Raw genomic sequence first — 13,196 nt, 5'->3', positions numbered from 1 at the left:
CACCTCCATCCCCTAGAGTTTCAAAGAGAAACATGGCCCGCATGTCCACCGCCCGCACCACCATCGATTTCGACCGTTCCGGCAAGCAGATCGGCTTCGTCGACATTCCGCATTCGCCGCATGACGACGCCTGGGGCGCGACCCGCATTCCGCTCGCGGTGATCCGGAACGGCAGCGGGCCGACCGTCATCCTGCAGGCCGGTAACCATGGCGACGAGTATGAGGGGCCGATCACGCTCGGCGAACTCATCCGCGATCTCGACCCGGGCATGGTCAGCGGCCGCATCATCTTCCTGCCGGCGATCAACCTGCCGGCCGTGCTGGCCGGCCGCCGCACCTCGCCCGTCGACGGGCTGAACCTCAACCGCACGTTCCCAGGCGATCCAACCGGCACCATCACCCAGCAGATCTCGGCCTATGTCAGCGACGTCGTCATGCCGCTTGGGCATGCCTATATGGATCTTCACTCCGGCGGTTCCTCGCTCAACATCCTGCCCAGCGCCATCATCGAGCCGGCGCCCGACGCCGCCCACCGCAAGCGCAACACGGAGGCGGTGCTCGCCTTCGATGCTCCGCTCACCGTCGTCATCGACAATCTCGGCGAGCCGCGCACCTCCACGGCCACATCGGTGCGGGCCGGGCTGACCACGGTCGGCACCGAGATGGCCGGCGCCGGCACGGTCTCGCTCGACGCGCTCGGCATCTGCCGCAAGGGCGTGCGCAATGTGCTGAGCCACCTCGGCGTGCTGCCGCCGACAGGCAGGCCGCCTGCCGCGAGGCCCGAAAACATCCTGCGCATTCCCGGCCATGACGGCTATGTGCTGGCCACCACCAATGGCGTGTTCGAACCGTTCCACGCGCTGGGCGCCGAGGTCCATGCTGGCCAGGACGCCGGCCGCATCCACGACCTGGCCGACCCCGGCCGCGCGCCCGAGACCGTGCGCTACCTCTCGGACGGCATCGTCTATGGCCGCCGCCAGCCCGGCCGTGTCGTTGTCGGCAATTGCTGCGTCACCGTCGCTACGCGCTATGAAGGAGAGCTGGCGTGATCGCGCTGGAAGACATCCGTACTGCCGCCGCGCGCATCGAAGGCAATGTCAGGCGTACGCCGATGATTGCCGCCGGCAACCTCAAGACGCCGCTGGCCGGCGGCGTCGACCTGCTGCTGAAGCTGGAACTGCTGCAGGTCACCGGATCGTTCAAGGCACGCGGCGCCACCAACAGGCTGCTCTCGCTCGACCCCGCCGCGCTGGAGCATGGCATCGTCACCGCGTCGGGTGGCAACCATGGCATAGCCACCGCCCGCGCGGGCCTCATGGCCGGTGTGCCGGCCACCATCTTCCTGCCGACCAACGCCTCGCCGGCCAAGATCGAGAAGCTGCGCGCCTGGGGAGCGGCCACCCACATTGTCGGCTCGGCCTGGCACGAATCCAACGAGGCCGCGCAAGCCTTCGTCCGCGAAACCGGCGCCGTCTATTTCCATCCCTTCGCCGACCCGGCTGTGGTCGCCGGGCAAGGCACGGTCGGCCTCGAAATCCTCGACCAGATGCCGGATGTGACGACAGTGTTGGTCGCCATGGGCGGCGGTGGGCTGGTCAGCGGCGTGGCGACAGCGATCAAGGCGCTGGCGCCGCATGTGCGCGTTATTGGAATTGAGGCCACAGGCTCGCCGGTGCTGCTGCGCGCCCTCGAAGCCGGACACAATGTGGCCCTGGACAAGATCACGACATCTGTCGCGACGATGGCCTGCGCCAAAACCGACGATCGCATCTTCGACATTGTGCGCGATAGCGTCGATGAGATCGTGCTTGTCGACGATTCCGAGATGCTGTGCGCCGCCAAAAGCTTGTGGTTCGAGATGGGCCTTGCGGCTGATCTAAGCGGTGCTGCCGCGGTTGCCGCAATTGCGGAGGGTCGGGTGCGGTTCAGCTCAGGCGAGTGCGTCTGTGCCATCATCTGCGGCGCCGGACCAGATGGAATTCAAGGATAGAGCTGACCGAATGTCAGCAGCGAAAAATACCAGACCAAGTTCCAGACTGCGTTTTATGCGACTTTCGAGCACAGACCGGAAACATCGACCGTTTCCGTTCATCGCCCAAGGCCAGTGTAGCGTTGGAAAGCCAAAGTGGGGGTGTCGTTCGTGCGTTTCATATTCGGTGGGGAACCTGTTGACGGTTACTCCAAACAGGTCAACCCGACAGGCCCGGACCAGTGGTCGAGATGACTTCCCCCGTTGCAAGGTTCTCCAGGAATGTCGTCGACGGGACGAAGAACAATGTGCCAGTGACTGCGCGGCTGAAGTCCAGTAACCGATCGTAGTTGCCTGGCGGCCGGCCGATGAACATGTTTTCCAGCATCTGCTCGATTCTGCGCGGAGAACGGGCGTAGCCGATGAAATAGGTACCGAACTCACCCTTGCCGACGTCGCCGAACGGCATGTTGTCGCGTACGATTTCCAACTGCTCTCCGTCCTCGACGATCGTGGTCAGCGCATTGTGCGCCGAGGTCGGTTTCACGTCATCGTCCAGTTCGATATCTGAGAGCTTTTTTCTGCCAACAATTCCCTCTTGATCCTCGATTGGAAGCGCGTTCCATGCTTTCAGATCATGCAGGTACTTCTGCACGATCACATAGCTGCCTCCGGCAAATGAGGGGTCCTCCTCGCTGATGATCGCGGCCTTGACGGCGCGCTCATCCACCGGGTTCTCTGTGCCATCGACGAAGCCGATCAGGTCGCGGTCATCGAAATAGTTGAAGCCGTGCACCTCATCCGCCGTGGAGACTGCGCCGTCGAGCTGCGACATGATCTGTGTCGCCAGTTCGAAGCAAAGGTCCATACGCGATGCACGAATGTGAAAGAGGATGTCGCCCGGCGTCGAGACGGCATGATGCTGACCTTGGATTTCGCGAAATGCATGCAGGTCCTTCGGTCTGGGGGCTCCAAACAAGCGGTCCCAGACATCGGAACCAAACGCCATGACACACGAGAGCCGGCCCTCGAGGTCACGGGAGCCGACCGCGCGCAGAAGTGTGGAAAGATCGCAACATAAGGCGCGCACGGTCGCTTCGTGTTCTGGTCCGGAAATGACCGTCACAACAAGAAATATCGCGGCCCGCGTCAGTTGCGCGACGACCGGTTGAGCAACAGCGGATGGCAATGTCGAATCCACAACAGATCCCTTTCAATCTTGATCGAAACGCCACTGGTCGACCGGCATAGGGCCGGAGGGGCGGAGTTGGATTTACCCAATTCGCGGATCATCTCCGCATCAGTTGGTCACGAGTTCGCCCGATCAGTATTCGCCGACGTCTATGACTGCCTGGGCGAAAGCCTGTGGGGCTTCCTGCGGCAAGTTGTGGCCAATTCCGCCCGTGATGGTCCGATGCGCGTATCTGCCCGAAAATTTCTTGGCATAGGAACTGCTGTCGGGGTGGGGTGCGCCATTGGCATCCCCCTCAAGGGTGATGGTCGGCACCGTGATCAACGGGCTCTCGGCCAGCCGTTTTTCCAGGCCGTCATATTCCGGTTCGCCTTCGGCAAGCCCGAGCCGCCAGCGGTAATTGTGAATGACGATGCTGACGTGATCCGGGTTGCCGAGGCTCGCCGCGCTGCGCTCAAAGGTGGCGTCATCAAAATCCCATTTCGGCGAGGCGATCCGCCAGATAAGGTTTGCAAAATCGCGCCGGTATTGTTCGTAGCCGGCCCGGCCGCGTTCCGTCGCAAAATAGTACTGATACCACCATTGGAGCTCGGCCTTCGGCGGCAGCGGCATTCTGTTTGCCGCGAGACTGCCGATCAGATAGCCACTGACCGAAACGAGAGCTTTGCAACGCTCCGGCCAGAGCGCCGCTATGATGCAGGCTGTGCGCGCGCCCCAATCATAGCCGGCGACGATTGCCTCGCCGATGTTCAGCGCGTCCATCAATTCGATGACATCGACAGCCAGCACAGACTGCTGGCCGTTGCGGACAGTCTGACTTGAAAGAAAGCGCGTGGTGCCACAGCCACGCGAATAGGGAACGATCACGCGATATCCCGCCATCGCCAACAGGGGAGCGACATCGACAAAGCTGTGGATGTCGTAGGGCCAGCCATGAAGGAGGATAATAACGGGACCATTGGACGGACCAGCTTCAGCGTAGCCGACGTTCAGCAGGCCGGCGTCGATTTGCCTGAGCGCTGCGAACGAGGCAGCCGGCAATGGTCCTGCCGTTGCTCCGTCCAGCCCTGAAACGCGTTGCGCCTCGGCTGAGCGAACTGTCGCGAACTGAGCAGCAGCCAGACCCATTGCAGCAACGCCGACGAACGCCCTGCGATAGGGATCAATTTGTCCCGGCCGTCTTGTATTTTCCATTCTTGCAACCTCTTTCACGGCACCGTCCGGATGCCACCTGTTATGGCGCGGCACCGGCATCAGCTTCATTCATCGGCTTGGCGTTCCCGGCCGGCATGCCTTGGCAACCCCCTTGGACAGCCGAGGCGTCGGTGGCTCCGCCGAGCGCTGTTCAGACATACATTGAGCTGGAATGACGCGATCACATGGGAAGGTCATGCCGAGTCCCGCCTCGCCTTCCATGCTTAGAAATTCGGGGCGTAGCCCGTCGCCGCGCTTGGTAGCGATCAGGTGGAGGTTCTGCAGGAACAGAAGCATGGACAAACTCCTTCGTAATGTGTCGTGGCTGAAGGTTGACACGACACGCGGCCGGTCTCGCACTTAGACAAGGCCCTCGCGCTTCATTGCGATGCGAACGGCCGGACGGGCCGCTATTCGGGCGCGCAACGCTTCCAAAGGAGCTGGAACAGGGACTTGGAAGCGGACTGCCCAAAGAAGCATCACGAAAAGGTAGAAGTCCGCTACGCTGGGTTTCTCGCCGAACAGAAAATCCGTCTTGAGACCGTCCGCGAAGAGATCAAGTTGCGATGTAATCGTGGTCCGCGCCTTGGCCTTTTCAGCATCGCTGCCTTGGTGCCACATGGGTTTGAAGCTTCGGTGTATTTCGGTCGAGACGTAGGTCAGCGCTTCGAGAACGCGGGTACGGCCCATTGGCCCTTCCACTCCCAGTGCCGGGTACTGCGACGCAATCCAATCGAGGACGGCGATATTTTCTGTCAGCGTTTCCCCGCTATCCAGCACGAGGGCAGGAACATACCCCTTGCGCGTGACCGTGGTGAAATCATCACCGGAGCCCGTTCGTTTGGTTTTGAGATTGACCGTTTCGCGCTCGAAGGCGGCACCCGCCTCCTCCAGTGCTATGTGGTCGGCCAGGCTGCAGGCGAGAGGGCTATAGTAAAGTTTCACGGGTTTTCCCTTTTTGAATCCTGACGAAGCTTCGCAATTGTCCGGCGGCGGCGCCCGCCTAGCTGGGCACTTGCCAGCGGCGTCCATCAGGTTCCAGAAGATCTCACTTGCCGGGGAGGAAGGCTACGACACCGACAGGTAGGCGTGCCTATGCCGAGGTATGATCAAGCCAAGCAATCGTTCTGCGATTGCCCGTGCAATGCCGGAATCCCGCTCAAGTGGGGAACGGCAACAACCAAGGATTCGCATCCACTACGCCTGGCGTCCTCGAAAGTCCCGCAGTCCTTCGCTCAGGGCTCATAAACGAAAGTATTGGACACATGGGCCCTTGGCACGATGGCCCACATCCCGCTGCGGCCGGCATAGTTCAACTCGAAATGAGCAAACGCGAACGGCGAAAGGCCGCGGCCGGGTTTTCCGACTGCACGCCGACGCACTGAAGCAGCTTTCCAATCAGAGGAGTCGTCGTCATGGCCGAGCTATCCCAGACCGAAACCGGCACTGCCGCATTGCCCGCCGAGGCTGTGGCCGCGGTGGAAGTCGACGTCTCCTCGCTGATGCCGGGAATGTCGCTGGTCGTGCAATGGCGCGGCAAGCCCGTCGTCGTGCGCAACCGCACGGAGAAGGAAATCAAGGACGGCAGAGCTGTCAGCTTGGCCGAGCTCAAGGATTCGGTCGCCCGTAACGCCAATCTGCCGGCCGATGCGCCTGCAATCGACGCCAACCGCACAGCGCCGGGCAAGGAAGCCTGGATCGTGATGGTCCAGGTCTGCACGCATAGCGGCTGCATCCCGGTTGGTCAGCAAGGCGAGTTCGGAGGCTGGCTCTGCCCGTGCCACGGCTCGCAATACGATACTGCCGGCCGCATCCGCAAAGGCCCAGCGCCCGAGAACATGGCGGTGCCGGTGTTCCAATTCATTTCCGACACCAGAATCCGTATCGGCTGAGATGGGGCAATTTCGATGAGCGACAAAAATTCGACCTATACGCCCAAGACCGGTATCGAACGCTGGTTCGACGCCCGCCTGCCGCTGCCGAGGTTGGTGCACGATAGCTTCATCGTCTATCCCGTCCCGCGCAACTTGAACTACGCCTATACGTTCGGCGGCATTCTCACGGTCATGCTGGTTTCGCAGATCCTGACCGGGATCGTGCTTGCCATGCATTACGATCCAGATACCGGGTTGGCCTTCAATTCAGTCGAGAAGATCATGCGCGACGTGAATTCGGGATGGCTGCTGCGCTCTCTCCACGCGAACGGCGCCTCCTTCTTCTTCATTGCCGCCTACATCCATATCTGCCGCGGGCTCTACTACGGCTCTTACAAGGCGCCGCGTGAGCTGCTGTGGGTGCTCGGATGCACCAACCTCTTGCTTATGATGGCGATCGCCTTCATGGGCTATGTGCTGCCCTGGGGACAGATGTCGTTCTGGGGAGCCACCGTCATTACCAACTTTTTCACGGCCATCCCACTGGCCGGCGACTGGTTCCAGCGGCTCCTGCTCGGCGGTTTCGCGGTCGGCAATCCGACGCTGAATCGCTTCTTTGCGTTGCATTACCTGTTGCCGTTTGTGCTTGCAGGTGTGGTGACCTTGCATGTCTGGGCGCTTCACGTCGTCGGGCAGAACAATCCAGCCGGCATTGATGTGAAATCAAAAACCGATGTCGTGGACTTCACACCCTATGCGACCGTCAAGGACGCGTTCGGCATCATCGTGTTCCTGTTCTTCTTCGCCTATTTCGTCTTCTACCTGCCGAACTATCTCGGCCATCCTGACAACAACACCGTCGCAAATCCGCTCAAGACGCCTGCGCACATGGTGCCGGAATGGTACTTCCTGCCCTTCTATGCGATCCTGCGCGCCATCACCTTCAATGTCGGGCCGATCGATTCCAAACTTGGTGGCGTGCTCGCCATGTTCGGCTCGATCGTGGTGCTTTTCGTCGTGCCGTGGCTCGACCGGTCCAAGGTTCGCTCGGCCGTTTACAGGCCATGGTACAGGGTGTTCTTTTGGCTCTTCGTCGCCAACGGACTGTTTCTCGGCTGGCTTGGTTCGCGGCCGGCCGAAGGGAATTACGTCGTCATGTCTCAGTTGGCGACGCTTTACTACTTCGCCTTCTTCCTGATCGCACTGCCGGTGCTAGGCTTAATCGAGAAGCCACGGCGGCTGCCCAACTCGATCACTGAAGCGGTGCTCGAGAAGAACAAGGGGGCCGGCGGCAAAGGCGCGATCGCCGTGGCCGGCGACCAAACGTAGATGGGAAGAGGCGATGATCGTGTCTCGCCAGCCCGTCTCAAAGGCGCCGATAGCAACACGCTTTGGACCGAACCGTTGCGTCGAGGCGACGAGACAACTTTATGTCGAGCGCCAGCAACCGCTCTGCTCCGAATGATGAAAAACAGGGATTGCGATCATGGTCGATCTGGGTCCGGTGATGAACTGGTGGAACTCACCTCTGATCTACATCGTGTCGCTCGGCCTCGCCGGAATCGTCGTTTGGAACCTCGTTCCGGGACGCTTCGCCAATGCGAGGTTGATCGTCCAGCTCGTCTTTTTCCTCGCAATGTCGATCATGGTTCTCGAACTGCGGGTCGTCCCATACGAGCCCGCACGAAGCGATGGGACGACCAGTGGAGCGATCCTCATCGGATCGGTCAAGCTGCTGTGGTGGGTCCATCTTGCCTGGGCGCTAATTGGGTTTGTCCGTATCTATATCGTGTTCGAGCGGCAGCCGCGCGAGGCACGCCTCCTGCAGGATGTCGTGGTCGGCATCATCTATACGGGAATGCTCCTTTCAATCCTGGCGTTCGTCTTTGCCGTGCCGGTCGGAACGCTCATCGCCACGTCGGGCGTCTTTGCCGTCATGCTAGGTTTGGCGCTCCAGAATACGCTTGGCGACGTATTTTCGGGAATCGCGCTTAACCTCGGCCGCCCTTATGTGCTTGGAAACTGGATCATTCTGAACGACGGAACCGAGGGCCGCGTCGTAGAGACCAATTGGCGCTCGACCCAACTCCTCACCCCGGCCCACAACGTCATCGCACTTCCGAACAGCCTTGTCGCCAAAATCGGGGTAACAAACCTTAGCGGCCCAGACGAGAGCCATGGACTTACCGTGACGGTAAAGATGACTCTGACCAAGACGCCGGCTATCATCGTAGACACGATGCGCATGGTCCTCCTGAGCTGCAACTCGATCCTCCAAGACCCTTCGCCCGTGGTAGCCATCACAAGCCTGGATGCGGCGGCAATCGGGATCGAGCTGTCATTTCGCGTCGCCAGCCTTGACCAGCGGATTACAGCTCGGAACGAAATTTTCGATCTGGTCTATCGCCATTCAAGGTCGGTCGGGGTGCTGCTGGCAGCGCCACTTTCGGCTTCGATTGCCATGACCTCCCAGCCAATCGACGGGACGGCGACCTCCCAAGGCTTCGCCGCGATCGACCTGATCAAGGCCATACCGATCTTCTCGACGCTAACGGATGCCGAGCAGGAGGCGCTTGCCGCGACGATCCTGGTTCGCAGCTACCGCAAGGGCGACGTCATTGCAGAACAAGGAGAGATGCTGCCATCCCTCATGATTGTCCGGAAGGGCGTCATCGTCCGGCAACATGTCCAAAGCAATGCTAACGTGCAGGAGGTTGGCCGGCTTGCACCTGGCGACTTCTTCGGCGAGACCGGCCTGCTCGCAGGTATTGGCGAGACGTCGACATTGCGGGCGATGACCCACGTCTTGGTCTACGAGATACACCAGCAGAGGTTCGCGCCGCTCCTGCACGACAGGCCCGAGATGGCCGAAGATCTTGCGGCAACCCTGTCGAGGGGGACGTTGGCCTATGGCGAAACCGGCATCCCCGGCCAGCAGCACAAGAGCTCCAAATTTGCGCTCCTGAAAGCCATTCAGGCTGTCTTCCACACCGCCCCATTGGAGCACGCTCGAGCACGTGGTCGACCAGGCATTCGAAAGGACTAGATTCATGACCATCCGCCAAAGCGACATCGTCGGCATCGACCCACTTAGGCAGCCGAGTATGCGTGATTTTGCCGACGGTTTGAAGGTACGGCGCGTACTGCCCTCCTCGAACCGCCTGATGATCGGTCCCTACATATTGTTCGACCATTTCGGCCCCGCGGTATTCGACGCAGGTCGCGGTTTCGACATGGGGCCGCATCCGCATATCGGGATTGCGGCCGTGACCTATCTGTTCGACGGGGAGATTATCCATCACGACAATCTCGGTGAAGTGCAGACCATCCGCCCCGGCGAGGTCAACTGGATGACGGCCGGGTCCGGCATCGTCCATTCCGAACGCACGTCGCCAGAAGCCCGAGCACCAGGAAGCAATCTCTTCGGCGTTCAGGCCTGGGTGGCCCTCCCCACCAAGCACGAAGAAGTTGCCGCCCACTTTTCACATTATGGCGCTCCCGAAATCCCACGGATCTGTGGCGACGGGGTCGAGTTCACTTTAATCGCCGGGGTTTCCGACGGGTTGGTGTCTCCGGCAAGGACGTACTCCGACCTGGTCTGCGCCGAAATCGTGCTCACCAGCAGTGCGCGATATCAGGTGAAACCCGGATATCTCGAGCGTGCGATCTATGTTGTCGCCGGCGAGATCGAAGTCATGGGCCAACTTGGCACGTTCGGTGAAGGCGAATTGATCATGCTGGAGCCGGACGCTGAGATCGTGCTCCAGGCGCCTGCCTTCCATGCCGCGCGGCTGATGCTGATCGGCGGCGAGCCTCTTTCCGAACCACGTTATGTTCATTGGAACTTCGTCTCCTCCTCAGCCGAACGGATTGAGCAGGCAAAGGCGGACTGGCGCGAAGGCCGCTTCCCCGACGTACCAGGCGAACACGGGTTGATGCCTCTGCCACAGGAAGAATAGGGCGGTGACGGTTTCGGCGGTGGCCACATCCGCCGGTCGCCGGCGGCGTTATGACATCGAGTAGAGTTTGCGCATCGTGCCCTCGTCGATTTGACCGTCGAACCAGACGTCGAAGATGGTCTTGAGCAGGAACTCGTCGTTACTTGCTTCGGAAAACAGCGTTAGGGACGCGTGCAATTTCTTTGTATCTTCATCACCGAAGACCGCGCGAGCACTTAGATTGGAAAGTCGTTGCAGTGTGCCGACGCATTCCCGATAACGACCGCCCAGTATCGGCGATTGGAGGTAAGCGCCTGCCTCGTCGAGTGATGTGATCGCGTACGGATCGGCGTCAGTGTCGCTTAGCCCGGCAGCCAACCTCGGGAAGATCAACTCCATGTATGGAGTACACATCACGCCTCGACGCAGTATAGCCAGGGCGTCGCCGTAGACCGGATCCTGAGCGTTGACGAACCTCTGCAAATTATATTGGTCGTCCATCTCGACTCAGACCTTTTTTTGCAAACAGCTGTATTCGGGGCCTGATCACCCTGCAACGACATCGGTGTATTCCGGATACCTGGCGACGAAGCCGCTCATGAAGGGACACTTCAAGACCGCTTTGCGGCCCGTTTTGCGGAGCAATTCGAAGGTGCCTTGCGCCAACCGCGACGCGATCCCCTGTCCGGAAAATTCCAAAGGCACTTCGGTATGTATCAACACTACCTTGCCGTCTTGGAGCGAATAGTAGGCCACTGCGAAGGCTTGACCGGTGATCGGGAGCTCGAACCGATGCTGCTGAATGTTTTCTGTGACCTTTGCGTGCATCTCTATCTCTCGATGTGCGTTGCGTGAGGCTGGATGTAGCTTGCCCGGTCGCTATCGCATCGCGGGCAGACGTAGCGTGACAGTTGTGCCTGCCCCGGGCGCGCTCTGAATATCGATGCTTCCGCCTGACTCTTCGGCAAAGCGCTTGACCATTGGCAGGCCGACGCCGCCGAGGCCCTCCGTTTTTGTGGTGAAGAAGGGATCGAATGCGAAGGCAATCGTCTCGGCGGTCATTCCCACACCGTGGTCGGCGGTGGTGATATCCACCTGAGCGGCTGAGGAGCCATCAAAGACCACTGCGGTATTTATCGAGATCAGGCCTCCGTTGGGAGATGCATCGCGCGCGTTGAATACCAGGTTCAGAATCGCGTTCTGCAAATCCAGGCGATTGCACCTCACTGAAGGCAAGTCCGGCGTCACTCGAACCTCGAGGCGGATCTTGGGATCCGACGCACTTCGAATGAGGGTCTCGATTTCAGCCAGACAGGCGCCGACATTTGCATATTCGCTTTCTCTGCGGCTCTCTCGGGCGGAACTGATAGTCTGGCGGACAAGCGCGCCGGCTCGTTCCAGGGCAGTTCTGGCGCCCGAAATTACATGCCCAAGCGCTGGAGCCGCCGAGACGCTCGGGTCACGGGCCAGGTGATTCAATGCCGACGAGGCGACCTGGATGAGATTGCCAAGGTCATGAACGATGCCGGCGGTCGCTAGCTGAATGGGCAGGCCATCTCGTGGAATCTCGGGCGGGCTGTCGAAGACATCCACTTTCACTTCCGGACGAGACATTGTAACCCTCATGTTTGCTCACGCAGAATTCAGTTGCTTGAAGACGGTACAATAGAGGACGGGAGTGGTCGATTAGATCGAGTAAGAAGCCAAACCATATTGCAGTATATGTCCCGCGATCTGCGGACCATCGCCAGTGGGGGACCAAACATCTCGCGAGACAGATCTCCCGCTCTTTCGTGCTCATCGCACCGTCGCGAGATTCTCCTCTATTGGTAGCCAACGCCCCCGATATAGTTGGCGAGCAGCCGCTCCTGGAGCTCTTCCTGTTGGAAGAGCGCCTTCATCGCGTCGCGGATATCGAGGACGCCTATCGGCTTGGCGCCGCCGCCGAGCACCGGTAGGTTCTGGAGCCGCTGTGTTGTCATGGTCTGCCAGACCGAATGCAGGTCGTCATCGGGCCCACAGGATACGAAAGACCGGCTCATCAGTGTCGATACCGGCGCTTCCGCCGGCCCCGAATTCGCCAGATGACGGACAAGGTCGGACTTGCTCAGCACGCCTGCCGCCTCGCCACTGCCATGGCATACGACAACCAGGCCTATGGCCGGCTTGGACAGCCATAGCGCGGCTGCCCGCAGCGACGTGTCGAGGTCGACCGCCGCAAGGCGCGCCGATGTTTCTGGATGTAGACTGTCAATTCGCATGATGCCCTCTTGAGGCGTCTCGCGGCCGCAGCCGGAGAGATCAGGTTCGAGGTTTCGCTTACTCTTCGAAGGGAGTGTTCATCACAAAATCGACGGAAGACGGCGCCTTGTAGCCGGCCACAAAGCGCTCACCGAAATCCCGGGCAAAGTTGTCGTAGGTCGTTTCCGGGTTCACCTTGGCGATGTGACAAAAGCATCGCGTCATCCGCCGCTTCATTTGAAGACGCGGAAATTCGCCGACGATCCTGGCTATCTCGGCGGAAGAGATGAAACTGTATTGCAGGCCCACGACATCAAGGCAGATGCCGGCTGTGCACAGCGCCACCTCGGCCTCCTTGTAGAGGCCGATCGACGGCGTCGAGTTGAGTGCGACGCTGTCCCATATCAACTGAGCACGACGCTCGTCGAAGCCGCCTTGCCGGACGAAGGCGCGAGCCAGATCGGCGCCTTCCACCTCGAAACGGCGCGGCCCGGCGAAGGTCTCGTTGAGCGTGACGTCGTGCAACAGGGTTCCGACGGCAACAACTTCACCGTCGTGCTCGATGTTCTGGACCTGTGCGATGCGGACGGCGAAAAGCCATGATCGAACCACGTGGTTGAACAAATACGGTTCACATAGCTGGCGGGCATGTTCGATCGCCCGGCCGACAAGCGGCGTATCGGGGACCGAAACCCCTGCAAGCGTGCGCCTGGCGATCGCATCCATGTCAGTGCCTTTCCTTCGCCGATTGTGTGTCGGTTTGACGCCCTTACCTTGGCAAGGGCGTC

14 protein-coding genes are annotated in these 13,196 nt (G+C 60.3%); 6 read left to right on the top strand and 8 right to left on the bottom strand.

All coding sequences use genetic code 11. The features are described 5' to 3' along the window. Positions 1-32: 32 nt before the first annotated feature. A complete protein-coding gene (locus FJ490_RS24980; RefSeq protein WP_140499644.1) occupies positions 33-1,049 on the top strand; it encodes a succinylglutamate desuccinylase/aspartoacylase family protein in 1,017 nt (338 codons plus the stop codon). Next, positions 1,046-1,990, top strand: coding sequence for a threonine/serine dehydratase (locus FJ490_RS24975; protein WP_140499646.1), 945 nt, complete (start codon positions 1,046-1,048; stop codon positions 1,988-1,990). Before FJ490_RS24980 ends, FJ490_RS24975 begins: the two co-directional genes overlap by 4 nt. A gap of 199 nt (positions 1,991-2,189) precedes the next feature. Here FJ490_RS24975 and FJ490_RS24970 read toward each other — a convergent pair whose 3' ends face one another. The 3 genes from FJ490_RS24970 to FJ490_RS24960 all read right to left on the bottom strand — a co-directional run bounded on the left by FJ490_RS24970 (position 2,190) and on the right by FJ490_RS24960 (position 5,300). Next, complete coding sequence (locus tag FJ490_RS24970; RefSeq protein WP_210239471.1) at positions 2,190-3,170, bottom strand: Dyp-type peroxidase; 981 nt, start codon at positions 3,168-3,170, stop codon at positions 2,190-2,192. Positions 3,171-3,293: 123 nt separating this feature from the next. Further along, entirely contained in the window at positions 3,294-4,355 is a 1,062-nt protein-coding gene (locus FJ490_RS24965) for an alpha/beta hydrolase (protein ID WP_140523455.1), read from the bottom strand. A gap of 360 nt (positions 4,356-4,715) precedes the next feature. Further along, positions 4,716-5,300 carry a glutathione binding-like protein gene (locus FJ490_RS24960; RefSeq protein WP_140523180.1) on the bottom strand — a complete coding sequence of 195 codons (585 nt, stop codon included), beginning with the start codon at positions 5,298-5,300 and terminating at the stop codon, positions 4,716-4,718. 470 nt (positions 5,301-5,770) lie between these two features. Here FJ490_RS24960 and petA point away from each other — a divergent pair, with 470 nt between their 5' ends. The 4 genes from petA to FJ490_RS24940 all read left to right on the top strand — a co-directional run bounded on the left by petA (position 5,771) and on the right by FJ490_RS24940 (position 10,188). Next, positions 5,771-6,247: a ubiquinol-cytochrome c reductase iron-sulfur subunit gene (gene petA, locus FJ490_RS24955; RefSeq protein ID WP_023767325.1), complete on the top strand. Its 477-nt coding sequence runs from the start codon at positions 5,771-5,773 to the stop codon at positions 6,245-6,247. 15 nt (positions 6,248-6,262) lie between these two features. Next, positions 6,263-7,558, top strand: coding sequence for a cytochrome b N-terminal domain-containing protein (locus FJ490_RS24950; protein ID WP_140523177.1), 1,296 nt, complete (start codon positions 6,263-6,265; stop codon positions 7,556-7,558). Positions 7,559-7,715: 157 nt separating this feature from the next. Continuing rightward, the gene (locus FJ490_RS24945; RefSeq protein ID WP_140729069.1) at positions 7,716-9,275 is read left to right on the top strand and encodes a mechanosensitive ion channel family protein; all 1,560 of its coding nucleotides are present in this window, start codon (positions 7,716-7,718) and stop codon (positions 9,273-9,275) included. Between the two features lie 4 nt (positions 9,276-9,279). Then, positions 9,280-10,188: a pirin family protein gene (locus FJ490_RS24940; RefSeq protein ID WP_140523171.1), complete on the top strand. Its 909-nt coding sequence runs from the start codon at positions 9,280-9,282 to the stop codon at positions 10,186-10,188. A 48-nt stretch (positions 10,189-10,236) separates the two neighbouring features. On the opposite strand, the gene FJ490_RS24935 is transcribed toward FJ490_RS24940, so the two are convergent. The 5 genes from FJ490_RS24935 to FJ490_RS24915 all read right to left on the bottom strand — a co-directional run bounded on the left by FJ490_RS24935 (position 10,237) and on the right by FJ490_RS24915 (position 13,134). Next, entirely contained in the window at positions 10,237-10,668 is a 432-nt protein-coding gene (locus FJ490_RS24935) for a DUF1810 family protein (RefSeq protein ID WP_140523168.1), read from the bottom strand. Positions 10,669-10,713: 45 nt separating this feature from the next. Beyond that, positions 10,714-10,995 (bottom strand): GNAT family N-acetyltransferase, encoded by a 282-nt coding sequence (locus FJ490_RS24930; RefSeq protein WP_140523165.1) that lies wholly within the window; start codon positions 10,993-10,995, stop codon positions 10,714-10,716. A gap of 51 nt (positions 10,996-11,046) precedes the next feature. Next, entirely contained in the window at positions 11,047-11,781 is a 735-nt protein-coding gene (locus tag FJ490_RS24925) for an ATP-binding protein (RefSeq protein WP_140523162.1), read from the bottom strand. A gap of 209 nt (positions 11,782-11,990) precedes the next feature. Then, positions 11,991-12,428, bottom strand: coding sequence for a CBS domain-containing protein (locus FJ490_RS24920; protein WP_140523159.1), 438 nt, complete (start codon positions 12,426-12,428; stop codon positions 11,991-11,993). A 58-nt stretch (positions 12,429-12,486) separates the two neighbouring features. Then, entirely contained in the window at positions 12,487-13,134 is a 648-nt protein-coding gene (locus FJ490_RS24915; protein ID WP_140523156.1) for a hypothetical protein, read from the bottom strand. Between the last annotated feature and the right edge of the window lie 62 nt (positions 13,135-13,196).

The sequence above is a fragment of the Mesorhizobium sp. B2-5-11 genome (assembly GCF_006440835.1).
Classification (GTDB): Bacteria; Pseudomonadota; Alphaproteobacteria; order Rhizobiales; family Rhizobiaceae; genus Mesorhizobium.
The sequence above is the reverse complement of the archived record's forward strand: the minus strand, read 5'-3'. Positions and strand labels throughout refer to the sequence as shown.